The organism is Herbaspirillum sp. GW822-FHT03A08, from assembly GCF_058801885.1.
In genome coordinates, this window is the sequence record NZ_JBXANR010000001.1 from 1,029,866 (window position 1) to 1,053,605 (window position 23,740).

General features: G+C 47.7%; 14 protein-coding genes. 8 read left to right on the top strand and 6 right to left on the bottom strand.

The features are described 5' to 3' along the window. From AC1RN6_RS04720 to AC1RN6_RS04740, 5 genes are all read left to right on the top strand, one after another. The gene (locus AC1RN6_RS04720) at nucleotides 1-1,449 is read left to right on the top strand and encodes a tyrosine-type recombinase/integrase (RefSeq protein ID WP_493003386.1); all 1,449 of its coding nucleotides are present in this window, start codon (nucleotides 1-3) and stop codon (nucleotides 1,447-1,449) included. 195 nt (nucleotides 1,450-1,644) lie between these two features. Next, nucleotides 1,645-3,312, top strand: coding sequence for an acyl-CoA synthetase (locus AC1RN6_RS04725; protein ID WP_493003387.1), 1,668 nt, complete (start codon nucleotides 1,645-1,647; stop codon nucleotides 3,310-3,312). 112 nt (nucleotides 3,313-3,424) lie between these two features. Next, complete coding sequence (locus AC1RN6_RS04730) at nucleotides 3,425-5,062, top strand: VPA1262 family N-terminal domain-containing protein (RefSeq protein WP_493003389.1); 1,638 nt, start codon at nucleotides 3,425-3,427, stop codon at nucleotides 5,060-5,062. Beyond that, nucleotides 5,059-6,465, top strand: coding sequence for a hypothetical protein (locus AC1RN6_RS04735; RefSeq protein ID WP_493003390.1), 1,407 nt, complete (start codon nucleotides 5,059-5,061; stop codon nucleotides 6,463-6,465). Before AC1RN6_RS04730 ends, AC1RN6_RS04735 begins: the two co-directional genes overlap by 4 nt. Before the next feature lie 163 nt (nucleotides 6,466-6,628). Next, nucleotides 6,629-7,678 (top strand): hypothetical protein, encoded by a 1,050-nt coding sequence (locus tag AC1RN6_RS04740; RefSeq protein ID WP_493003391.1) that lies wholly within the window; start codon nucleotides 6,629-6,631, stop codon nucleotides 7,676-7,678. 231 nt (nucleotides 7,679-7,909) lie between these two features. Here AC1RN6_RS04740 and AC1RN6_RS04745 read toward each other — a convergent pair whose 3' ends face one another. From AC1RN6_RS04745 to AC1RN6_RS04760, 4 genes are all read right to left on the bottom strand, one after another. Further along, on the bottom strand, nucleotides 7,910-12,142 hold the full coding sequence (locus AC1RN6_RS04745; RefSeq protein WP_493003393.1) for a hypothetical protein: 4,233 nt from the start codon (nucleotides 12,140-12,142) through the stop codon (nucleotides 7,910-7,912). Nucleotides 12,143-12,376: 234 nt separating this feature from the next. Beyond that, a complete protein-coding gene (locus AC1RN6_RS04750) occupies nucleotides 12,377-13,291 on the bottom strand; it encodes a hypothetical protein (protein ID WP_493003394.1) in 915 nt (304 codons plus the stop codon). Nucleotides 13,292-13,415: 124 nt separating this feature from the next. Then, complete coding sequence (locus AC1RN6_RS04755) at nucleotides 13,416-15,104, bottom strand: DUF262 domain-containing protein (RefSeq protein WP_493003396.1); 1,689 nt, start codon at nucleotides 15,102-15,104, stop codon at nucleotides 13,416-13,418. Nucleotides 15,105-15,618: 514 nt separating this feature from the next. Continuing rightward, on the bottom strand, nucleotides 15,619-18,975 hold the full coding sequence (locus AC1RN6_RS04760; RefSeq protein WP_493003398.1) for a hypothetical protein: 3,357 nt from the start codon (nucleotides 18,973-18,975) through the stop codon (nucleotides 15,619-15,621). A gap of 312 nt (nucleotides 18,976-19,287) precedes the next feature. Here AC1RN6_RS04760 and AC1RN6_RS04765 point away from each other — a divergent pair, with 312 nt between their 5' ends. Next, nucleotides 19,288-19,476: a DUF1289 domain-containing protein gene (locus tag AC1RN6_RS04765; protein ID WP_493003399.1), complete on the top strand. Its 189-nt coding sequence runs from the start codon at nucleotides 19,288-19,290 to the stop codon at nucleotides 19,474-19,476. Between the two features lie 67 nt (nucleotides 19,477-19,543). Here AC1RN6_RS04765 and AC1RN6_RS04770 read toward each other — a convergent pair whose 3' ends face one another. Beyond that, a complete protein-coding gene (locus AC1RN6_RS04770) occupies nucleotides 19,544-21,076 on the bottom strand; it encodes a hypothetical protein (RefSeq protein ID WP_493003401.1) in 1,533 nt (510 codons plus the stop codon). A gap of 155 nt (nucleotides 21,077-21,231) precedes the next feature. On the opposite strand from AC1RN6_RS04770, the gene AC1RN6_RS04775 reads away from it, so the two are divergent. Beyond that, entirely contained in the window at nucleotides 21,232-21,699 is a 468-nt protein-coding gene (locus AC1RN6_RS04775; protein WP_493003402.1) for a hypothetical protein, read from the top strand. Between the two features lie 145 nt (nucleotides 21,700-21,844). Here the strand turns inward: AC1RN6_RS04775 and AC1RN6_RS04780 are convergent, their stop codons facing one another. Continuing rightward, nucleotides 21,845-22,447, bottom strand: a complete 603-nt coding sequence (locus AC1RN6_RS04780; RefSeq protein ID WP_493003404.1) for a C39 family peptidase — start codon at nucleotides 22,445-22,447, stop codon at nucleotides 21,845-21,847. Between the two features lie 505 nt (nucleotides 22,448-22,952). On the opposite strand from AC1RN6_RS04780, the gene AC1RN6_RS04785 reads away from it, so the two are divergent. Then, nucleotides 22,953-23,693 carry a hypothetical protein gene (locus AC1RN6_RS04785; protein ID WP_493003405.1) on the top strand — a complete coding sequence of 247 codons (741 nt, stop codon included), beginning with the start codon at nucleotides 22,953-22,955 and terminating at the stop codon, nucleotides 23,691-23,693. Nucleotides 23,694-23,740 lie beyond the last annotated feature (47 nt).

Below are 23,740 nucleotides of genomic sequence, written 5' to 3' on the forward strand. Positions count from 1 at the left end.
ATGACTAAGCAAAGCCCAATGGTCCGTCTCACATCTCCTTTATGCAAGGTTATTACCGCCGTGGATTTAACTCAGCAACGCGTTAAGACCATATCAGGCGCGAACATACCGCAGGTGTACTGGCCTGACGGCACCATCTGTTGGCTAGTCAACCTCTATTTACTAAACGGGCTGAATGAAGGTCTTTCTATCTTAAATAAAGGTGGCACTCTTAGGACGTGGGCGAAGCATCTAAGTCTTTTCGTGAGGTTTTGTTATGCAAACCGCATCGACTTAATGCAAGTTTCTGATAGCCGATTCACGATGTTCGTCAATGGACTCAAAGAAGAAATTCATCCTAAAAATCCAGACAAGTCCAAACGCAGCCCGAATCATTTGCGTGCGATATGCACGACTATTCTCAACTTCATAGCCTATCTTGATAAACGCTTTGAAGGTCAGAAATTGATAGGCCCTAACGGTCGTATTCGCGCAAATTTAGTTACACACCAAATCCGTACTTCGAGAAATATCGTTAGCTCAGTAAGCAGCTGGACACATCGAAGTATTCCCGAGGGGAACAGTGTAAGGCGACGTCAGCCGATATCTACAACGGCTATCGATGAACTTCACGAGGCAAACCATAGACTTAGTGCGTCGGAATATCGCAAGCGACGGCGATACATCATGCTACGGCTTCTTGAGATTACGGGCGGCCGTCGCATTGAAATCTCATTCATCAAAACCCAAGATATTCTTGACGCAGTCGAACATGGGGAGTTAAAACTTTTCTCGGCAAAAAAACGCCGTAAAGATGCAACCCGCTTCCTTCCAATTTTGGAGGCGAATCTTCACGATATTTTGTCGTTTATAAAACACTATAGACAGCCAATCATTCGCAAGACTATTGGACGAGCCAACGACCACGACTATCTATTCGTTGCTGAGCGCACGGGAAAACCCCTCATGCCCGACACAATGGGTTCCGAACTAAAGAAGATTGCAAAAGAAGCCGGAATTGAGGACGAGGAAATATGCTGTCACACATTCAGACATCGGTTTTGTACGCGTCTCTTCCGGCAATTACTTCGAGCAAAAAAATTCGATAGCAAGGTATCGTTCATCACCGAAGTATTTACGAAAAAAACGATTGTGCAGCAGATTTTGCAATGGACGGGGCACTCTAGTGTCGAATCACTTGAGCATTACCTGCATCACGCATGGGAAGAAGAGTACGGAACGCTCCCGACCAGAATGAAACTATATGAGGCGAGCTCACTTATAGAGTCGCTGGAAGCTATCACGGGAGAGACCGCTCGAAGACTAAAGCTCGGAGACGTATTGAAAGAAGAAGACTTGCAGGGGTTTATAGAGATTATCAAGGCAGGAGCAAAAACATTGCGAGAATTAAATCACAATGTGCCCGGGCAACAGGAAGGCGTTCAAGATGAAAGTGATGAGGAATTCTAATAACAGCACTATCTTATTTAGACGGAGTGAATCTCGTTCCTCCATATCCAGGGTTACTTGGTATTGCAATTGATTTTCTCTCACAGCTTTTTCGTTTCAGAGTCTTTCGACTTGGTTCGAACAACGGAACTATCATATATACCCATCTGGCGCCCAATGTAGGCGCTAGCAAGAATTCACAGAGGAGACAAGCATATGAGTAGCAGAACCCAGGCTCGTGAAATCATCACGTCCAACCACTATCGAAAAAACGAGAAGGCCGACTATAAATGGAACATTCCCACGTTCTTTAACATCGGCATTGAAGTCTGCGACAAATGGGCTGATGGTAAAGGCCGTCCGGCCATCATTTGCGAAGACTCGACAGGCGTGGTCACAGAATATACCTTCGACCAATTGAAAACTCTGAGCGACCAGTTTGCGAACGCCTTAGTCGACTCCGGCCTAGGACGTGGGGACCGTATTGCAATCTATCTTCCTCAGCGCATCGAGACGGTAATAGCGCACATAGCGGCCTATAAGCTGGGTGCCATTACAGTCCCTCTCTTCTACCTATTTGGCCCTGATGCGATTGGTTACCGCTTGGAGAATAGCGGAGCAAAAATGCTGGTAACCGATAGCTCGGGCATGGAGAAAGTCCATAAAGTAGATGCACTACCAGAGCTAAAGGTCGTTTATTGCGTTGACCAGTCAGACATCGTTCTCCCTCAGACCGCAGATTTCTGGGACAAGCTCAACGCAGCTTCCACTGTCTTTAGGCCTGTCGAGACCCTCGCCGAAGACCCAGCTATCATAATTTACACATCTGGCACCACAGGCAAGGCGAAAGGAGCGCTCCAGGCCCATCGAGTCTTGCTCGGCCACTTACCTGGTGTCGAAGTCTCCCACGACACATTTCCCCAACCTGGCGATAAATTTTGGACTCCAGCTGACTGGGCGTGGATTGGAGGCCTCCTGGATGTCCTCCTCCCGTCCCTCTTTCATGGTGTCCCCGTGGTCGCTCGCCGGCTCGAGAAATTCGACGCAGAAGCGGTTTTCAGCCTTCTGGCACGACACGATATCAAAAACGTTTTCTTCCCCCCAACCGCCCTGAAGATGCTTCGAGGTGCCGGTAGCCCGTACCGCGCTCACACTTTCCAATTGCGCAGTGTTGCCAGCGGCGGCGAAACGCTAGGGGACGACCTCATAGCGTGGGGCCAGGAAACGCTTGGCGTTACGATTAACGAATTTTATGGGCAGACCGAATGCAACATGGTGGTCTCTTCTTCCTCCAAGTTGTACCTCAGTGCCACGGGAAGTATGGGACGTGCGGTTCCCGGTCATGATGTTCAGATTGTCGACGACGAGGGGAACATCGTTTCTGCTGGGACAGAAGGCAATATTGCGATTCGCGCTCCCGACCCAGTCATGTTCCTACGCTATTGGAAAAATGAAGAGGCTACCAAAGAGAAATTCGCTGGAAAATTTCTGCTGACGGGCGACTTGGGCAACATGGATGCAGACGGCTACATAAGATACTTAGGGCGGGATGACGACGTTATCACCAGCGCAGGTTATCGCATTGGTCCAGCGCCAATTGAAGAATGCATCATGCGCCACCCGTCTGTCCGGATTGCGGCAGTCATTGGCGTGAAAGATGAAATTCGTACGGAAATTGTTAAAGCGTTCGTAGTTCTAAAGGATGGAAATTCTCCTGGGCCAAGCCTGGCAGCTGATATTCAAGAACATGTCAGAAACCAGCTAGCTGCGCATGAGTATCCTCGGCAAATTGCTTTTGTCGACACGCTACCGACTACCGCCACCGGAAAAATCATGCGGCGTGCACTTAAAGAAATTGAGACAAGCGAACAAAAGACTGTTTAGTCTTGTTTCTTGTATAAAGCCATAGACAGTTCTTCATTTATCGCTATACATATCGGCCATTATTAGCGCGACACGCGGCGCGTGACCGGCCACTCTGAGGAATGATGCACTTATGCTAAGACGCGAAGCCCCAGTAATCTGGGACATTCATCATCACATCTCACAACTACAAAAACTTTTAATCCCGGAACTTATCGGTTTTTTTCAAAGCTTTGAGGTTACCGAGATTGTCGGCTATCACGGTCACGACAAGCAACCCGTCAATTTCCTCAGCATCTTGGTTGCAGAGCCCGCAATTCCTCCTGTCGAATGCAAGCCAACTATCATCAACGGAAAACGCCTGAAGCTAGCTAATACGCCGTGGAAATTTGGAGTAGTGCGTTATCGAATTCCGCCTCAGCGTGTAGTCGATGCGCTTCAAGATTATGCGAATGGTAAAGGGTGGATTCTTGCAAGCCAAGAACTCAAGGTCAATAAACTAATTGCTGTTCCGCCGCAATTCGTGCCTTCAGACGGGCTTACGCCTCATCCGTGGAATCGAGTGCTAAAGAATAATTTCTGGGCAGGCTCTCATGTTCTTGAACTCGCTGACAGCACCAAAGATACCGTCAAATTCCTTTTGGAAGAGCCAGCGTTTTTAAAAGAGCTAGACTCACTCATCCATCCATATGTCAAAATCAATATAGATAGCCTTTTTGACCGATTGGGAAGCGTACTAATTCAGTTACCAGTAACTACTTTGAGCATCGCAGCTCATAGCGATGAAAACGATGGAGCTTTTGTAATTCAACCAGTTTGGCATCCTTCTTCGACCGCAAGGACACTGCGAATTTCCTGTGAAAAATACGAGGACACCACCGTCGAAGGCTTTGATTCACAGAAGGTCGAGACTGAGGCGGCAAGATTCGATATTCGCTCCCTAGGAGGCAATGCTCGATTCGTTGTCTGGGATGACGCCAACGACATCATACTTGCCGCATCGGCAAAAACAGCGTTCTTCACGACTTTCGGTTGGAGCTTCAACAGTTCTGCCTTTGGTGGTGAGGCAAGAACCTTTTCCATTCCCTCAAAGACAGGGGAACTGGAGTCCACCTGGATACCAGTATCTCCGGCAACTCCTTCATACGTTGGGGGAGCAATTCACGTCAACCCTCGCGAGCCTTGGCGTTCTCAGCGGATATTTAGCCACAGTCTCCACCAGTTGAAGGAGCGAAAAGAATTTGTTCAATACGGCGGGCAATCTGGAGTTACTCGGGAAGATGCTATCAAGGACTTGCATTGGCTGCTTATGAAACATGGAAATGTAGGCGCTTGGTTATGGGACCCCTTTCTTGATGCTGACGACATACTTCAAACTCTCTTCTTCAATTCACATTCACACGCCGACATGAGAGCATTGTCGGCAGGTCATACCATTAGGACTAGCCAACCTAAGAGCGAAGGCCATATTTCATGGGCGACCGTCCAGCGAGACCGATTGGAAAGCGCCAAAGGCAACGGATTTGGTCTCAATCTTGAATATCGTGTTCGACGAGGCTCCGCCGGTTGGGAATTCCATGACAGATTTCTGATTTTTCCTACAAAGGATAGCAATGCAATCGCGTGGTCTTTAGGAACATCTATCAACAGCTTCGGCCGCAGTCACCATATCCTTCAGAAGGTTCAGGACGGTGGGCTTATTCAGCAAGCATTCCTGGACCTTTGGAATGCACTGGATGGCGTCGACCACTTGGTATGGAAAACATCATGAATGAGCGCGCTTACGAACTTGCAATCGGGGCATTCTCGCGAGGAGTAGATATAGGTATCCCAAAGGCTCCGGAATCGCTGCTGTTACTGCTAGAAGAAATAAAAACCAATCCGACGCATACCATAGATTTTGAATTGCTATCAAACGCTCTGCTCGAGGAAGTCCCCTTTGTGCAGCCGATGCTCCAGGGCCTCGGTGAAGATGGTCCTGGTCTCGCAACGTGGGAATCCAGCATTGGATGGGTGCTCCAGAGAATTAGAGAATGGGGTCGAGAGAATACCGCCAATTCTGAGGCATTGCGCGCTCTGGTGGTTGCTGCATTGAAGCTCGATGCCCAAGGAAAAGGACTTGAACACACGGCATCAAAAATCGTTACGAAAGAAGTTCACAAAGGACTTAAAAAAATATTGTCCGAATACATGTTTGTGCCTCACTTCCGAGACAAACAAATGCGCAACGCGCACGACGACATCTATGGATACGCAATGACAAACGATTTTGACCGGGTATTTTCAATTTTCCGGAACATCATATTCGTCCCGCCTGTGGATGTTCATGCGTGCGTAGTTCTCTTGCATAAGACATATCCAGAAACACTCGCAGAGGTCATCGCCCACAAGAATGACATTAATATCTCGGCTGTGGTTTGCGAGGTGCTAGGTGAAAAATCGTTGAGTTTCTCCACGACAGTTCCAAATATGGGATTCAAATTTATCGCTGTCGTTAACTATGTTCGTCCACAGTATCTCCCGCCCCCTAGCGATAATGAAACGCCGTTGCTGCGTACTTTACTTCGCCAAGTATCCCAGACGAGTGACGAAGCTTGGTCAGGCTGGATGAAGACATTCCTTAAATATCCAGGCAGTTACCCATCGCTGGAGTGTTCTCTAGCTTATGAGCTAGCTGCAATCGACAAGCGACATTGGGTAACAATACTGAAAACACCTCTGCTACATCATTCCTACCCTGCTTCTACCGCGTTTGCTAATTTTATGATTCGTTTTCGAACTACGGTTGACGATGCTGTATTCGTTGAGATGTGTGGGTTGGCTTACCAAGTCTGGAACGACTGGGACTATAAAGAGGAATACCAAGCAAGTATGTTCGCCGAATTGGCTTGCGCATTGGACCATCCTGTCTGCTTCTATTTCGCCTGTATTTCGGAGGAGGAGCGTACTGTGGAGGAAAAACGGCTTGTGGAAGCAATAAACTCAATCGAGCAACAGTGGTTTGATTCAGCATCTTCGTTGACCGATGAGCGATATCGACTCCTATCCAGGTTGCGGCTCGTACAACACGGAGGCGCCCTCAAGAATGGAAGCAGAGACCCTCTTCCGCCGAAAATTGAACGCAATCCAGACCCATATAATCACACACGATATTGGTTTGTTCCGCGAGAATAGACCGGACCAAGTAAGCGTATCGACTCGTAAAAAATAAATAAAATGAGATGCCGATGGTTCACGTCAAAACCAAGATTGCTGAGGATTGGCGGCCGTCCAAGGCGAGCTCCACACAACAATTCCGATATCCAGTATTATTTGATTTCCTCAAAGAAACTACGCTATGGATATCTTCGCGCTCCGCCCATCCTCGTTGAGTCATGATTTCATCACCGAAGAGACCTATTTCGAAAAGACTCAGCGGCGCCCGGCTTGGGCTACTCAAACAAAAAGCACTCCGAAGACGCCACTTTACCTAGCCACTTGTCCAGAATGTAAAAATGCCATTGAAATCCGAGAACTGGATAGGGTTCGGGGCGAAAACGACCGAGCACCTACACAGCCGTTCGGAAAACATTACAAGCTTGATGTGCCGGCCTTAGATATCACTTACAGCCAAGAGCGGTACGACAAATGCTCACTAAGAGCAAAGGTCAGTTTAAGTTCTTCAGAACCGCGCACCAACGCCCCCTTCAATACAGACATTCTCAAGATGTTAGTTGACCACGCGGTAGTCATCCGCGAGGTAATGGCTGCACGACTCGGAATCAGCGTCGGTGTGGGTCTGTTTGAAAGGATGGTGAAGAAATTTGTCGATGAAAGTAGATACAAGTGCAAAGGTGTCATTCCATCCAACTTGCCTTTTGCGCTGATTTATTGGACAGAAAGCCAAGGACTGATTGGACAACACCTTTCCGTTAAAGAGGCAGATTTGGAAACCGCTATCGTCCAATCAAAACACTTTTGTCTAAAAGGTCGGCAGATTATTTCCAAACACTGGCACGACGTACTAGCTGGGGCAGAAAGAAACAATCAGAAGCCCCCTGCCCGACCGGACTGGGGACCGCATAAAATTGCTTTCTTCATGGGAAAACGTGTTCACCGCGGCGATGAACGTAACGGCGAACTCAATCACATGACTTTGACCGTAACCGAGCACACGAACAACAAGGCCGAAGGAACGCCCATTTTTTCGAAGAAGATTGAATATTCAAACAGGCACTTCCCAAATGCCATCAAGGCATTTGAACGGCGCTTGAGAACTCCTGAACTGGCATCAGAGGCACAGGAAAAACAGATTGAAACAGGGAGAATTGCGTACAAGTATATTGCCCCGCTCTTGCCATCAGATTGGCATCCCAGCTGGAAAAAGGGAATGCCAGTAGCATCGTAGTCGGCCTTGCGAACTTCGCTCCGCCGCACTTCCTCAATGAGGGAAACCGTTGACAAACGGTTCTACCCAATACCCAAAATGCTTGATAACTTAGTAGCGCTAATTAAGAGAGCGGCTTTGATGCTACTTATAGTGAGAATATTTTCGCTTCGTTCGTTATAGCTTAGTCAGAGTAATCTGCTGTAGCTAGACTTCTACCGTACTAACTTCGAGTTCATCCCAGACTTCGCCCTATTTGTCTCTGAAACTCTCAGGTTTGACGGCATCAATGCCGACCACTCGCAGGAAATATGTGCGATTCTTCCGTTGTATTTCCATTGCTGCCTCTTGCAAAATATTAATAACCTCTTCGAAACCAATTTTTGTTTTTTTACTGTCGGACTTCCATTCCCACTTTCTATTTTTTTGTAGAACCAATACTAAGAATCCGGTATTTGCATTGCGATTGCGCATGTACTGACCGACCAGCTGGTCTTCTAGCGCCTCTAAATATTGAGGCACAGTCCAACGCTCTGACATCTTCACTTCAATAGACGCACGCCAATCATTCCGGCTGCACTGAATGTCCCGGCGATTTCGTTCAGCTGTTTGGGACTCGACCGATACCGAGTAGCGGCCGTTCGCGTGATGATTCAATTCGCTAGCCATTAATTTTTGAAAATGCTCCTCCAGCGCAAGACCTGCTTTCGCTCCCATTTCTCCTTTTCTATTCACACGCTCGAAATCAATTTCCGAAAAGAAGCAGCGCAAGCTGTGCTCGCCGCGTTCGATGTCGTATTTCACCAGTTCTAGGTCAGAATGAACCGCCATAGAGAATGCCATGGAGTCTTTTACATTGGCTTGTAAGCTGCCTTCGAAATCGCCATATTCACGTTGTAATATCGGCTTGCGGGAATACTGCCGCTCTCGCAAATCGAACATCAACTTCTTCAGATACTGTTGAAGGTCTCCGCCTGCATTCTCACCTATCCGCCGAAGCACATCATAGGAGGCCTGTGACGTAGCACTTGCGATAATGTCTATCAATTTGACTCTTGTAGTCTGAGCGTTGTCCCGCGGACCCGGGCTATACACTTTTCCCGAAGGTCGTGAAATGTCCTTTTCTTCTGGCACAGCCCATTTGGTCCAGTGATAAAGTTTCTCTAGCGCGAGAACACCCGCGTCGCTTTCTTTTGCGATTTTGTATAGACCACTTCCATAGTCACGCCCAAAAAAAGCGGCGATTCTTCCCAGTAAAGCATAGATAAATTCTGAATCTCGTGGCCCCCATTCTTCAACAGTAGCGACAAAGCGTTCTGGATAAAGTTTGAGCCAATAGGAAGCCCAAAGGACCGCATCTTCTTGTAAGGCATTGATATTGTCGTCAAGGTCTGCCGGCAACATTATCGATTCCAACCGCTTTTTCGCAATCTTCTCAAATCGAGAAGGTTCGAGGATATTCGGATGCTTCTCGAATATCCGCAAGATTCGCTCGAGGAAATATGAATCAGAAGATTTCCTGGTTTCTATGTAATGCCACGCTTGAGGTAATAACGCATCGCTTATGAAAGTAGGGGCATCGTCTAAATTCGAAAACAGTTGCTCTGCATGAGCGGCAGATGTTGCACCCTTTGCATAGCTATCTGTAACATTCTTAAGCTCATCCAAAGAGAATTTGGGATATGTTTCGACTAGCTTCCAATACCAATTAGGGTAACCATTCATTTCAAAAGATGCATATCGCAACGCCTGTCGGACTTCGTTTTCCGTAAGCCCTTTCAGATTCTCTCGTTCTGCGAATTCAATATGAAGCGCCTGTAACCCCAGCACCGTAACGTGGTATGTCGAATTTAAGGCCTCCTCATCATATCGAGGAGACCTTTCGCGCCAAACTTTACTCATGCCTGCTCGAACTGCTTCGGCAACCGGCGTCTTTACTGCTTTGACAAATATAGAAAAATCTATTTCACCGTACTTCGAATGGCCTGCGGTTCCAAGCAGCCAGTTCGTAACCCAAAGCAGCGCATTTACATCCTCCCCCGAACGTATTTGAGCTTCTCTTGCCGCTAGGTCCTTCTGAATTTTCGAGGAGACAGCACGTTTGACTACTTGTGGTGTCTTAAATGTCATTTTTTGAATCGACCTCTGAACCTCTTCCACGGCTTTGTTTTGCGCGGCAAGTAGCAATTCAAGTCTTTTGTTGTTAAGCAATACGAGGTCTTCGTCATTGAATTTGAACAACGTTGCATAACCAAAAATTGCACGTTGTGCAGCTGCATCATCGAGTCTGGAATCGTTAATCAAAAAACATAAAAATTCTCGGCGTATTGCAGGATTTTTTTTGAACGCCTCGGCAATCGCGTGCAAGTCCAGATTGGGCAGATGATGAGAAACTATTGCAGACTGAAGTGCGAAGCACAACCGGCAGACATCCTTAGCGGTCCTAGCACTAGCAAGATGTATCACTGTCGCTAAAATTCTACTTGCGAGTTCCGAGAACTCCTCATTTTTTCCTAACTCGTCATATGAGCTCGTTGCTTTGGTCCTTGCGTCAATCAGATAGGATATGAGATGGTTGCCTAATTCATAGCGTTGTACTTCGCTTGCCTTTTTTAGCAATTCTCCAGTTTCTAAAACATATTTGATGCCAAAAATGCCGTCGTCAGCGAGCACTAGCTTCCTCACTAACTCCGCAATGTCCCAAGGACTGAAGTATTCCCATGCAAGTCTGCTTACAACCATCCCAACGATTCCTTCCCGAACCGGTACTTTCTTAAGCGCTTCTGCAAGAGATTTTTCGTCGGCCTTATTTTGAAGAGTTATGAGATACAAGACGTCGTCGCCATCGTTGATGAGGCTCTCGAATCGATTTTTATGCCGGGCCAACACTTTGGCACGGAGAACATCTAGTTTGCTCGCGATAGCTATCTGTATTAAGACCTCTCGGGCCCAATAGTTGTCCCCATAGCTGTCGTAGAGAGAACTAATAACATCCCTTAATCGCGCGGGTCCCGCCGCCCAGTAGTTCTCAGATGTCAGGTTATAAAAACCTCGACCTGGACGGTCGCCTTGTTCCGCTATCCGGCGTATGCTTTCTCGTAGAGCGGTCTCCGCTGCATCAAGAGGTATTTTTTCATTTCGTAGGTCTCCAAAAAGTGCCAGCACCTGTGGGTCAATTTTAAGTATCTCTTCCCTGCAATAATGATTTAATGTTGCTAACCAACCGAGCATCACTAAATACTCCCTATAGACACCCTGTTCGCCACTTTCGGCGGACCATACAAAATTCCTTAACAAGCGCAATGCCTGCTCGGAAGAATTGACCAGTTTGTTGAGCCTCCTCGCAGCCAAAAACGGAGCCAATTCGTCAGGATACATTTTCACTTGGTGATATCTATCATCAATGAATAGTTGCGACGACAGAAGATGCTCTATTGCGCGTTCGTGCAAGGACTGAGCGGCAATTAACCGCGCAGACAACACAAGTTCATTCACCTCAAAACGTTCCTCAGGTATTTCAATGTTGAGAAGTCTACAAATTTGGGAAGCTGAAGCGATTTTTTCTGCGGCAGCTTCAAGCGCTTCAGGTGTCGGGTAGCCGACCGCCTTGAGGCGGTCGTCACCGCTGCGTAGTTGGCTTACTTCTGAAGCAACGCGATTGAAAACATCGGTCAAGGAATTTGGTGGGGAATTGAGCAAGTCTATTCTCGCCAACACGTCTAAGCCACCTGGGCTAACGCACAGCCCACTAAGTCCTCGTTCTTTTGCCATTTCGACGAGAGCGGTTGCGTTCAAATCTGGGCGTTTCGTTTCCAAGTAGCGAACAGCTTGGTCTTGACGCAGGTCCATAATTTGGAATACTTTCAGCCGCGCTCTCTCCGCCACATCAACCGTAGTTGTGAGAGAAGTATCTTCCCCTGAAATCTCTTTGAGGCTGCTATTAGCTAATTTTTCTGAGCGCTGCTGGGTTGCCTGTTGCGTCCCTAATAACGACGACAGTTTTAGAAGGAGGCTTGTAGTAAGAATAGCTGGACGCGTTGATATCACCCATTTCACACGCTCCCGCCCCAGCGCCAACTCTTTTATTACCTTCTCTATTAGGTAATCAATGTTTTCGCGCTCATGCGCGGCGGCCTCGTCTAAAGAGTCGACGAATAGAGTTAACGTGTCTTCTCGGGATGCGGCCCATTCGACAAACGATTTTCGATTGTCACCTTCCAAGGCATCTAATAAAGTTCCGACAGATGCGAGCCTTCGTAGTGCTAGAAAAGATGATTTATGCCCGTCTTGCCGTAGGACCAGAGCTTGCTGTGTCATCTCAGTAGTCTTGCCGACATTCGCAGGTGCAATAACTATTGAAGCTGCATTCTCCAACAACTGAATCCATCCAACTCGGGTGCCATTGATTTTTGCACGAACAATTTCGTCGGTATCGTAAGTTTTTCTTTCGACAAATTGTCTTTCTAAGTTGCAGTACGTACGCATGCGCATTCCCCTTAAATCGTTTTTGTGCTTCTATCCAAAAACATCACACTCCTGATAGATAGGGTCACACGGAACCAGCGGGAAAAGACGCTATCTCGAACTGCCAGATACAGAGGTTGTATCGCAATTGCCATCAACCGATGGACCGAAACCTACCAAAAAATATAGCGAGAATGGAAATTGAAGATGTGCGCCTATTAAAGAAAAGCAAGTGCAGATAGGTACCTACGCTCGCTAAATTGCCCACTTCATTTCACGGAGAATGAAACCTAAAGTATGCACAGCATATTCGGCATCTGATTCTTCCACCTGGCGCAACTGATACTTGTTTGCCTCGTTGTCTTTACCTCTCGGATGCAACCGGTTTATCGATTCAAGCGCGGAACGAAGGGCTATCATTTCGTGGTCGCCGAAATGGTTTTTCACGGCTCGAATCCAATGCCCCAAGTCCTGCTCGACAGGGGTAGTAGCGCCAGTTTCGACCTGCATCCAACGCGAGACGACCATAACTGCAGCATTGCGGCATTGGTCCACGACTGATTGCGGTAACTCACGGTACGCCGAGTTGAGGACACGCTCCAGCGCAGTCTCAACACCTTTAAGATAATCCGGATGAATTCTCGACTTGTCGAGTTGCGGGATAATTCTGAATGCTGATTCAGCTCGTAAAGTAACCAATACATCGCTTGTGGCGATGCGCTCGGTTTGAAGAATTCGCCATAGTGAATAGCTACTCTGCTGACCCAAGACAAGTTGCATGCCTTCGCCACGGTTTCGCTGCTGGAGCAGATTCGTGCATTCTATGAAGATGCTCAATTCCTTACTAACGCGTCCCGTTCTGTCGGAGACTTGTTGCATATCCGAGTTGAGCGCCGGATGTGTCTCTACTTGTACACTTTCCCAGCCCATGTTACCGAATTTCTGGAACAAACGTCCTCGACGAATTCGACTTGCTGGGTCAAACGATTGGTCGACAAACATCAAATGAAAAGCAGAGTTATCAAAGTCTTCTGGCACCTTTTGGATATCACCAATGCTCTCAATCAATGTGGCCTGAACAAGAACTGGTGTCGGCCAAACGGGATAGATAGGGCCGTCTCTTCCCTCATATACCAGCCCTGTTCTACGGTCAAATCCTAGTCTCGCCACGCGTCCTCCATATTAACAATGTCGATAGACGATACAGCTTACGGAATCCTTTTTTACATCATTGGATGAAGCAAAAAAGAGCCTTCAACGAAAGCTCTTTTAATTCAAACATCTCAATCAATGCTTATTTCAGGTTCCAGCCGGTTGCCAGGACATCAAGTAAGTCCGCTTGGCGCTGTTCGACCACAGACGGCGTCCATTCCTGCACGTTCAGTACCTGCGTAGTCAAAGCGTATGACGATACTGCTTTCTTTCCTGTGAAGTACGCTTTCTTCTTGCGTTCAAAGTCGTAGTTTTGTGCTTGAGAATTGCGCCGTTGGTTCAATGGCACCAGATTAGCGATGCGATGCACCCACTTAAGACGGTCGATAATAGTTGACCAATTTGTTGCCCAAGGGGAGTCGGTCTTAACGGTTTGAGGTAAGACATGCTCGATTGTGAGAATCGACGGGTCATAAATAGCTGCCCCGTCTGACAGAAATGAATCCAAGCGCAAAATGACATAATTTCGGCGCCGAGCTGTAAGCTCGTAAACATTCCCGTCTAGCTCCCTCAAGAATCTCTTCTTTTCGGCCTCATTCAACTCAACCGAAGTCAACGGAGCTTCCCGAGTGGATGGTGACTCGAGCTCTCGTAGAACCGCCGCATAGCGCTCGATACGTTGGTTAACATCCAGACCGCACACATGCATATACGCTGCCAAGCGTTCCAAGCGCTTGACAAACCATCTCACGTAAGCGGTATTGGAGTCATACTTTGCCAAGAAACTCATGGCGCTTGGAAGCCAATCAGAATTGTCGATTCGGTTCAGCCATTTTAGCAATGCATTGATTTCGGCAGCATTCTCAGTGGAAACGAATTGCGCATGCTTGGCGACCAAATATGCTTGTGCATAAGGTTCAATGACCTTATCCACCAATTCTTCGGCTGAGGGCACTTTATCAATGACTCGCTCGCGGAACTCCTCCAACAATGCGCGGCGGGCCTTATCTTTCGCATAAATCATTCTGATGTGAGCGAATACCTCGGCAAAACCATCACGCCCCGTTTCAACTTCCAGCTCTTCCCAAATGTCGTTGTACTCATCTCGGCGAGCGGGTGCTACCTTGCCTACGACATTAGACTTAATAATGTCCGTAGGTAACAGGTCTAGGCCACGACTATTGAGAACGGAAAACACACGGAAAGCAGACTGTTGGCTAGGTGTTGAGACCGCCACTAAAAAGCAGCGTTGGACCAAGAAACTTCCAAACTGTGTAGTCGCTTCGACATTGGCACCAAAGGCCGCGTCAAGCTTTTGTTGGAAAAGAATTGCGTTTGCGCGAATATTCCGCTGCGATTCGTTTTCCAGTTTTGCTGGGTCCAAAGATGCCAATTCGTCAAACGCAACCTCTTGGATATAACGTTTAAAGAAACCCGTATCCCTCTCACGCAAGGTCAAGCGTGGCTTCTGGGCAAGACCTTCCAGTGGATTACCTGGCTCGCTGAGATACCGATGAAAAGCATCCCTAATCGGCCCAGCTGCTCGGTGTGTCAGCAACGCTAACAAAATGGTCAACGTGGTCAAACGCTGCTGACCGTCAATTACTTCGGCGGCGGGCTTGTCCTCTTGCTTGATGAGAACGATACTTCCAAGGAAATAGCTATCTTCCTTGTCTTCTTTTGTATAAAAATCGTAAAGGTCAGAAAATAGCTCGCCAGCTTGTGTGGGAGTCCACGCATATGGCCGTTGATAACTCGGAATTACATAATCGAAATCGGAACTGAAAATTTTTGCGAGAGGGTATTCGGCCCCGGTGATTTTTTTTGTCATATTCTTTATTTTTTAAGTAGCTTCCGCTTCACGTGCAAGGTCTTCTGCAGCTACCTAGAATCGAATTTGAAAGCCACACTTTTGGTTAAGCTTGAATTGCGGATTCTGTAGACTTTGAATCTTTATCTTTCAAACCAAATTTTTGAATGCCCCGATAATGCAATCCTTAGCTCCTGGTACCGTTTCCACGGCATTTTTGAATTCTAGGGATTTGAAGAACTCATGCATAGGAGGTTCTGCAAACTTGTACCGCCGAAGACTGCGAATGCGGTTTGATACATGTGTTTTTTAGTTATTTCCCGTAACCTGAGAAACTATACGTTATTTAACTTCCGTGCAACCCTAGGTTTTAGTGGTCTCTAATAGAGAAATGGTCTCGGTGTAAATGTGGGCCATGTTGACCTTAAATTCTTCTAAGTAGGAGGTCGTCAGAAAAGCGTACGCCACAGGGTATATTAACCTTGCAGGTTCAGATTAAAAGCTACCGAAGTAAAATGTAGACTAGCTAAGACGACTATCGCTGAGAAAAGCCGACGACCAGCGTAAACTTCATCTTCAGCAAATTGACATCTTCCTCCGATAGCTCCATCGTCAGGGCGCTACTAGCATCGCGTCCCTGTACAACGATTCCCCTCACCATTGACGACGCGACGACATAACAAGCACCATTCGGGGTTGGAAAGTCAAAAATCTCTACGTCATTGAAGGTTCCACGCAAGTCTTTTCTTGCTGGGTCCTCCAATCTCTTCAATGAGAATCCTGCTGGCAATGGGCAAGTTCCCATCCACCAAGCACTTTCATCTAGGAGATAGGACTCGGCCGATTGGCCGCAAAGAATCAAAGGAACATCGCCCCTAGAACGAAACCGCTGACATTCAGTGTCGACCGCTATTAGAAAATTTTTGCTCTCGACGCAACCGACATCATAATTTTCCAAATCCAGGCCAAATGATTTAAGAGCCGCGTCCCCAATCAATTTCGCAAACAAGTCTTTGAACACATCGTGGCGAATGGTATTAGCGGCCTGCTCTGCGATATCCGAATTATCGTCATAGCCAATCCTGGCTTGTAGTGGTCTCCGCGAGCAGTGGTCCTCACTTGAAATAGCGACTGCATTCACCTTGGTAGAGAAGGTAAGGCTCTTAACGACCGACGGTAGCAATGAAGTATCAAAAAGAATCTCAGAACACTGGTGACGCATACGATTTACCCGTACATCGTCCAGAGGGAGGGACTGCAGAGCCAAACTCCGCTCGCGTAACGCTGTTTTCTTCAGGTTTTTTAGAGCGGTCGAAATCACCCTACGCGCCGTCCTGACTCTCAAATCAGTATTGAGCAGATTTTGAAGCTGCATGACGGCCGGGGTATTTTCAACAAAGGATGAAGACAATATCTTACGACGCAGCGTGTCGAGAAACTTCTCCATATCTGCCAGCTTATCTACATCATCCCAGTAACCCTCTATAAACGTCTTACAAGACGAAAAGAGATTTCTCTTTATCTTTGCTGCAGCAACGAGTAATACAGCATGGGCATGCGTCATCGATTCATAAGTGCTCGGCACACCTGACCGCATATACGTCCAGCTAGTTACCTCAACATCAGACTCGAGATGCGATAGCTCCTCCGCGAACGCATCTATTCTGGAGCCCCTACGAACAGACGCAAATGAGGTTCGTAGAATTCCGTTCAGTATTTCATCGAGCTGATTTAATGAACTTGCGCCAACATTCCCTCCGCGAAACTGCGGAGTTCTGGTAAGTAGAGTAGATACATATCGCAACTCACGACATCCTGCGAGAGGCGATTTACCTGCGCTTTCGAGTAAATAAGCAATTAGGAAGAGCCGAACGTCCTCCCAATAACGCTTCAAGCCAATACTCATAGCTGATGAGGCGAAATCAACCGATATTGAAGAATCGCCATCTCTGAACGCCTCTATCATTTCCTCCCACGATTTGGTCGCAAGCTCGATGTTGGCTCCCGCGAACCGCACATTAAGCAGCAGATTTCTGACCTCGAAATGCGTTTCGCGCGTTCCCCACCATTTCAGAAAGCTGTCCAACAAGCGGTCAGCGGCAGTCTCATCTTGCCGAGAAATCGCCTTCACGAACAATGTCGCGCTGTTTTCTATGTGACGAGCGTAGACAAGTGCCCTACCCCGTATTTCGCTCCATTTCTGTGCATCGGTTTTCTCACTTTCTTTAGGAAGATAAATTCGGAGATTCCCCCAATGACTTATGAATGCAAGCAGCGCGCGGTCATATGTAGCCCGCTCTGGCGCCGGGAGTAGTCCAACGAATTTTTCCTTATCAAAAGAAAATGCTGCGTCAATTTTCTTTTTCCACCATTTTTCCAGGTGATAAAACAGGTGAGTTCCAACAAGCTGAGCATTAATGGATAGCTGTTCTGGCGTTGGTGATACTTCGCTCGCGATGCTTCCAGAAACGTACGACAAAAATCTGAAGAGACGTTCGTCTTCGTCCAGATAGCTCACAGCTACCCGGCTTAAATCTCTGTATGGTTGCAGCCACGTTTGGTCAAAACTCTCATTGCGGAATGAACCAGGTGCGATACCAATGGTGGCAGCACTGAGATATTGGCCTTCGATTTCAACAGCGCATGCGTGTAGAAGCGTCTTGTGCAGTTTGACTAGCTGTCTCATGCCGCTCTCCGCTGCGTCGAAACGTCTCTGTTCTGCGGCCAAGAGAACGTCCGCACCAAACTCCTCAAGCATCGCCTTGGTTGAAAGACCATTTCCACTCTGAGACGACGAACGATATGAATACGCCAACCTTACCAACCAACGCTCGTGACGCTTTAACGCGGGGCCGTTTTCGATGATACACAATGGCACGCTATCCGAACGGACGTCACCAAACTGCGCAGGAAACAAAAGGGCTGCTCTGCGTTGCGGGTCTCTGGTCGTTACCGCTAGTGCCCGTTTATGCCATCGCTTAGCAACGTAACGGAGGAGATTAAGCTGAACATCGTCCAATGAGGAATTCCCCTTCAGCTTTTTTGACACCGAAACAGGCTCTCTGGATATCGCAAAGTTGAATACGTAAGGCAGCGCCTTATCATCGGACTCTATCCCTGGCAGCCTCCAATCATCTTGGGCCGCCTTTATTAAAAGATGCTGCTTCAACGCCATCTTTAGTTCCGCACGGAGCGCAATATCGACGGCCGCCTTCACATAAGCATTTCGTTGTTGTCCGTCTTGGATAAAGCGAATTGTCAGGCCGAGAAACATCCCCGTCAGCCCGATATTCAACATCAGCCATATCGCATGGAAAAGTATGACAAACGCAAACGGATTCCCCAAGAGATTGGGCGGGTAATAAGGGGACAGGTAGTAAGTAGCCCCCATGACTATCAGAAGGCCAACTGAACTAGCTCCAGCGGGAACAATTCCCGACTCCAGAAAATAGACCCTGAGTAGCGAAGTCGCATGGACTTTTCTCTGCAACAGCAAGGCGATAAAAGCAAGCACGATTGGGTAGACCAAAGCCAGCAGCGTAGCCTGAACGGTCCAAGCAACGCCCATAAATGCCGGCACATCAAAATCTCCCTTCGTCGGCGCTGGAATCTTCCAGTGATAGAAACATGCCAGCGCTGCAGCTCCACCCGCTACAGCGCCACAAACTGCTGCAACAGCTAGTGCGAAGAGAACAGGTTTCTCGGTTCCCCGTACCAGCTGTCTCCCAATGAAGCCGTAACGATACAAGCTGCGCGTGTGGTTCTGCGCCGCCCAGGACGTGGCCTCTTTGTCAGCTTTAGCATCGACACCACCTGTCAAAAATTTTGGTGCATACGAAAAAATTCGCGATAACACATTTCCCCCATTTTGCGCAAAGTCCGGATTGCGCATATTTTTTAATCATTATAGGAATTGCCAACGTCACTCCGCCCAATTTCGACAATCCAGCCACTGTCGCCTCACCTTCTTAGAGAGCCAGTATATGTCTTGCTCAGCTCTTTACATGAGCTATCAGGGTCTGGTTATCCTTGCTTTGAATGGAAAAGCTTATGGATAATTCGACGTGCCTCCTCTGCGACTTTACTCTCACTTGCCTGAGTCAAAATCACTTAATTTTTGTGCAAACTCTGGTACTACTATTGAAAAACTATCTTCCGCTAGCATGTCTGTGGATATCTCAATCGAAACATCCAGGAATCCAAGGTGAGTAAAGAAGTTAAAAGCCCTTGTGTCTCATTTTGTTATCTAAAGCACGATGTCTGCACTGGGTGTGGCCGCTCCAAATCTGAAATCAAGGAGTGGAAGAGCATGAAGCACAAGGAACAGAAGGTGACCGTGGAGCGCGCGGCCATACGACTGAAAGAAATCCGCAAGAAGGAACGAAGGCGATAGACCTATCTCGATGCCTGAAGAAACTGAGGACTCGCAAGTCATACCGGCATTCATACGAAAGACCACGTCATGGTTGTGTTTTTTTGAATATGGAACAAGCCTTGACTAGCAGCTGTCCAGTCGTCTTGCGCAAATTTTTGAGTATCTCTCGTGGGCCACGCATTTTCCTTGGCTCCCTATTTGGTCGAGGTGGCTTCCATCCCGCCGCAGGTCCGACGTGAATACTCATGCCGCGGGCGAATTGCTCCTGCTTATAGGGTGGACCGCGGTACACAATGGCATCGACCTTTGATGAAAGTTCTTTGTAAAGCTCATCGTCGCTAGCGCAACAATACAGGAGCGCCACATCGAGTTTTTCCTCAGCGCTCGTTGCGCTAACGAGGATATACAGAGCCCTTTCATCAGGCTCCCCGACGTTCACGGACCATCCCGCATCTCTCAATGGTCGGACAACATCCTTAATGCAGTCTTCCGCTAAGATTGCTGCGCGAAGCGTGACGCCATCGTCTGTTGCCAAGTCCGGGACCAGGCGCCCCTCCTCATGGAATTTCTTGATTTCATGTACTGCCAACGTCGCCTGCAAATGACCGCGCAACAAGGCCTGCTGCCATAAAAGCTCACCATCCTTATCCATAGATGGAAAGAATAGTGACACCTGGTTTGAATTGTCGTGCCAAGATTCGATTACACCAAGAGTGGAAATCGCGACGACCAACCGGCTAAAATTGGCTCCATCCTGCCATTTGGACGACATCCCATGAGCAAAGAGATGACGGTTCAACCAAGTTAGGCCGTCATACTTTTTGGTCTCTTGGAAAAACGAAGATTTCAACCATCGTCGGAAAGTCTCAAAAATAAAAACTCTCTCATCTTGGCTGAACAAATATTCGAGTTGTAGGTAAGGGCCAGGAACCCATTGGTCATAAAAATGAATTTTGGCAGCAAGTGCAATAGCGCGGTCCACGACCCTATCGATTTCGTGCAGTATTTTAGCCTCATCCCCGGCGCCGGCGATACGTTTAATGGCACCTTCAAAAATTGGAATTAGCGCGGCAATGCTTGATGCCCGACTTCCGCTATAAAAGCCAAGGTAAGCTTCCCGAATTAACGGCGCAAATTCTGACAGCGTGCGCGACTTGGGTAGAAGCTGCGCAATGCAAACCGCCTGAAAAGGGACGTTATAGATAGTCGACATGTGATATTCGAAGCTTCGAAGAGCGTCCTCACGGCTACGGTGCGAAGCCTCCTTCAAGAGTGGCCCGATATCACCTCGAGACACCCACAGGGGAGAAAACCACTCCATCTTCTCCCATAGAGCGGCCTCACGATTTGCATGTTCCTGGTTAGTAGCCCACTCGGGGTCAGCTCCTATCTTATGAAGCGGAAAGCAACCTGTATGTTCCCCTGTAGACAGCACGATGGCCGGTGTATGACGAAATGTGCCTGCATTCTGTATCACGATGGAATGCACCGGTAGCCCCATCATTTCCGCTCTCTCACGGACTTTCGATAGGTCAATAGTGGTGAGGTCCGGTTGAGATGAAATCCATTTCCAAAGCGCCTCGAATTTCCCTTCTGTTTGAGTCTTTAGATGTGCCATTTTTCTCGAGTAATGACAATGCACGCACCTACCAGAGAGAATCATCAGTCTATTAAAAATACTCTCTATAATTTCCATATGAAAAACATTTTTATGTGGAAATTGGTTACGATTATTTTCGCTTTGCAGGGCAGCTAAAAATTTAAGAACGACAGATGCTCTTCACTCCCGATTATTCGTTGACCATCAACCATTATTCGAAAGCCAGCATTGGAGAGCGGCTAGCCGCCGCTTTCATGCTTCTCTTGATGGCGAATATGATTATTGGCACTCCCATCTCAGGGGGCCTCATCTACTATCTTTATGACTGGAAAGAAATACTGAAATTCCAACCCCATATTCCAGCGTTGCTAGTCACCTCTTTCGGTATCGGTTTCGGGCTGACAGTTCTCAGTATCGGGCTGAAATTTATGGCATTTATGGAGCGTAGAAAATATCCGCCAGAGTATCCGCTTCATCTGGACTTCGAGCCGCCCTTCTGGCAGGGCGTCAAGTACATGTGCGGCGCATTGTTCCTAGGCGAAAAACATCGGTTTTCTACTTCAATCTTCTCTTGGGCCCAGCCTGTCCATAAGCGCTTGGTCAAGATGAGGCGGACGACCATAGAAGACTGGGACGACTGACGATGGCGGGATATCAACGTACCAAGGATATCTTGAGCTACTTGGTCGAGAACATGTGAGCACGTTCTCCTAATCATACTAGCTTCATTCGCGGAAGGGGCTAGGGGCTAGCAAGTCAACCATGTTGGTAACCCTGCTCCATGGGTCAAACCATAACGCTTGCTAAATAAGTCATCTGTCCGCCTTGATGCACCGGAAATAATTCTTGAGGAGTTAGCTGATGATATATCGGGCTTTGCGGCCAAGGGTCGAGTACACCTGCGCTGAGGATTTTTGGCCCCATTGGCGTGGAAACGAAATCAACTGAAACAAGGACCATCGCATGTGATTTGTTGCAATAAAGGATGGGACGATTGCTCGTGAGCTCCTGAATAATGAAGTCGTTGTTGATATGCAAAACACCAGCAAATGCGTCATACCCTGAAGTAATGATAGGGCTAAAATACTTGCCATTTGCATCGACCCAGGGCTTGCTTAACACTTGAGTGATGCTAAACGTATTCGCAGTCGCACATACCAAACTGCCATATGTAGCTTGAACGATATTCATCTGGTTGATGGGGTGACCGCCCGCAGCAAAAATCATGGCTGCAGATGCAGCCCAGCACCAATTGGGGCACGTCTGCGCAATGTGTTGAGGATTAGCTACAAAAGCCTTTGATATAGGCCCAAGAATAACCGTAGCACGGGAAGCCATAGCTGCGGTTAAACCTACGGATAAGGCGGTAAGGAAAGCCCGTCTACGCATGTTAATTCCCCTATCTGATATTTGTTATTGGCGAACTACAGTTCTAATGTAAACCATAAGCATGAACTTTTTGAAAATAGCTTTACATTTTTTGAGATGTCTTAGCAGAATGTTTGGGTAACCGCGCGCGACTTCTAGGACGAACGTTCCATACCGATATCGCGGGCGCCGTTTCGATACATATCAAAAGAAATTCGCCTAAATGTTCTGCCTAAAAGTTTAGCAATATAGGCTCGAGTCAACTCCCAACAGCCCCTTAGAACTCGTCAGTGGGGTTATCCACAGGCTTATCCCCACAGGCGGGGGATAACCATATGGCGTGCGACGGAATTACCTCTCAAAGCTACTTGACACCGACATTGTGAGTGACTAATCTTCCACTCAGGTTGCCTGGACCAAACTTGTCGTCGAGTTAAACAGGCGAAGCATTTCTGAATATTCTGACCTTCAATCCGAGGTCGGTGCGTAATCGACGAACGCCGGCCGTATTCTGATTGAGGTATCTATGCCGAGCATCCCACTCACTACTCAGGCCGTGAAGGCCGTAAAAACTGACCTGACCAAATGGTTTGATGAGTGCAAATCCGCTCATCTCTCGGAAGCCCTAGCTTATGCGTTCGGCTTCAATACGAATGCCGCCTTGCTTCAAGAAATTAAAGTACAAGGTCGTGACCCGATGTTTTTCTTCATTGACGAAGAGCGACTGACCGAGCGTCTCAATGCACTGGGATACGCAATCGAAAGTGGCTTTTACTTTGAAGTAGACGATGTTCCTGAAATGCGCGAAACAATATGTTTGCGCTCATTTGACATCGAGTACAAGTCCAAGCGAGATAAGGCTTGGAGAAATCTCATGGTCGCTGCAGTCAACGAAGCGCTGCAGCGCAGACTGTTTTCTCTTCGCCCCGGGGACAATCGTTGGCCTTCGCATGACAAAGACGATTCTTACACTTTTGATTTCCCCCTATCTACCGGAGATATTGCTTGGGTCAAGATTAGAGATATTGGTCACGACGAAATCTCAGTTGATGTAATGCTAAATCCTCGCTCATCTGAGCACTTGAACGCCTATTACGCAACGCTTAAGGACTGCGATGCCGTAGGAATGACATGGCTCGAGCGTATGGATGGTGCTTGGTTACAGACAGCTTTGGATTCATTCCGCTGCAAGCAGTCGCATTTAGAAAGATTGGTTACCTTGGAGATAGAGCCTTTGGGCTTTGGTGATAGGGGAATTGTGAAGTAACGAGATTACTGAAGCCGACCTGCTGGTCGGTTTTTTTTAAGTAGTCC

What these genes read in the sequence shown, in the direction of transcription:
- AC1RN6_RS04720 (WP_493003386.1), top strand. Translation starts at nt 1, where the DNA reads ATGACTAAGCAAAGCCCAATGGTCCGTCTCACATCTCCTTTATGCAAG.
- AC1RN6_RS04785 (WP_493003405.1), top strand. Translation starts at nt 22,953, where the DNA reads ATGCCGAGCATCCCACTCACTACTCAGGCCGTGAAGGCCGTAAAAACT.
- AC1RN6_RS04745 (WP_493003393.1), bottom strand. Translation starts at nt 12,142, where the DNA reads ATGCGTACGTACTGCAACTTAGAAAGACAATTTGTCGAAAGAAAAACT.
- AC1RN6_RS04735 (WP_493003390.1), top strand. Translation starts at nt 5,059, where the DNA reads ATGAATGAGCGCGCTTACGAACTTGCAATCGGGGCATTCTCGCGAGGA.
- AC1RN6_RS04725 (WP_493003387.1), top strand. Translation starts at nt 1,645, where the DNA reads ATGAGTAGCAGAACCCAGGCTCGTGAAATCATCACGTCCAACCACTAT.
- AC1RN6_RS04780 (WP_493003404.1), bottom strand. Translation starts at nt 22,447, where the DNA reads ATGCGTAGACGGGCTTTCCTTACCGCCTTATCCGTAGGTTTAACCGCA.
- AC1RN6_RS04770 (WP_493003401.1), bottom strand. Translation starts at nt 21,076, where the DNA reads ATGGCACATCTAAAGACTCAAACAGAAGGGAAATTCGAGGCGCTTTGG.
- AC1RN6_RS04775 (WP_493003402.1), top strand. Translation starts at nt 21,232, where the DNA reads ATGCTCTTCACTCCCGATTATTCGTTGACCATCAACCATTATTCGAAA.
- AC1RN6_RS04730 (WP_493003389.1), top strand. Translation starts at nt 3,425, where the DNA reads ATGCTAAGACGCGAAGCCCCAGTAATCTGGGACATTCATCATCACATC.
- AC1RN6_RS04755 (WP_493003396.1), bottom strand. Translation starts at nt 15,104, where the DNA reads ATGACAAAAAAAATCACCGGGGCCGAATACCCTCTCGCAAAAATTTTC.
- AC1RN6_RS04760 (WP_493003398.1), bottom strand. Translation starts at nt 18,975, where the DNA reads ATGCGCAATCCGGACTTTGCGCAAAATGGGGGAAATGTGTTATCGCGA.
- AC1RN6_RS04740 (WP_493003391.1), top strand. Translation starts at nt 6,629, where the DNA reads ATGGATATCTTCGCGCTCCGCCCATCCTCGTTGAGTCATGATTTCATC.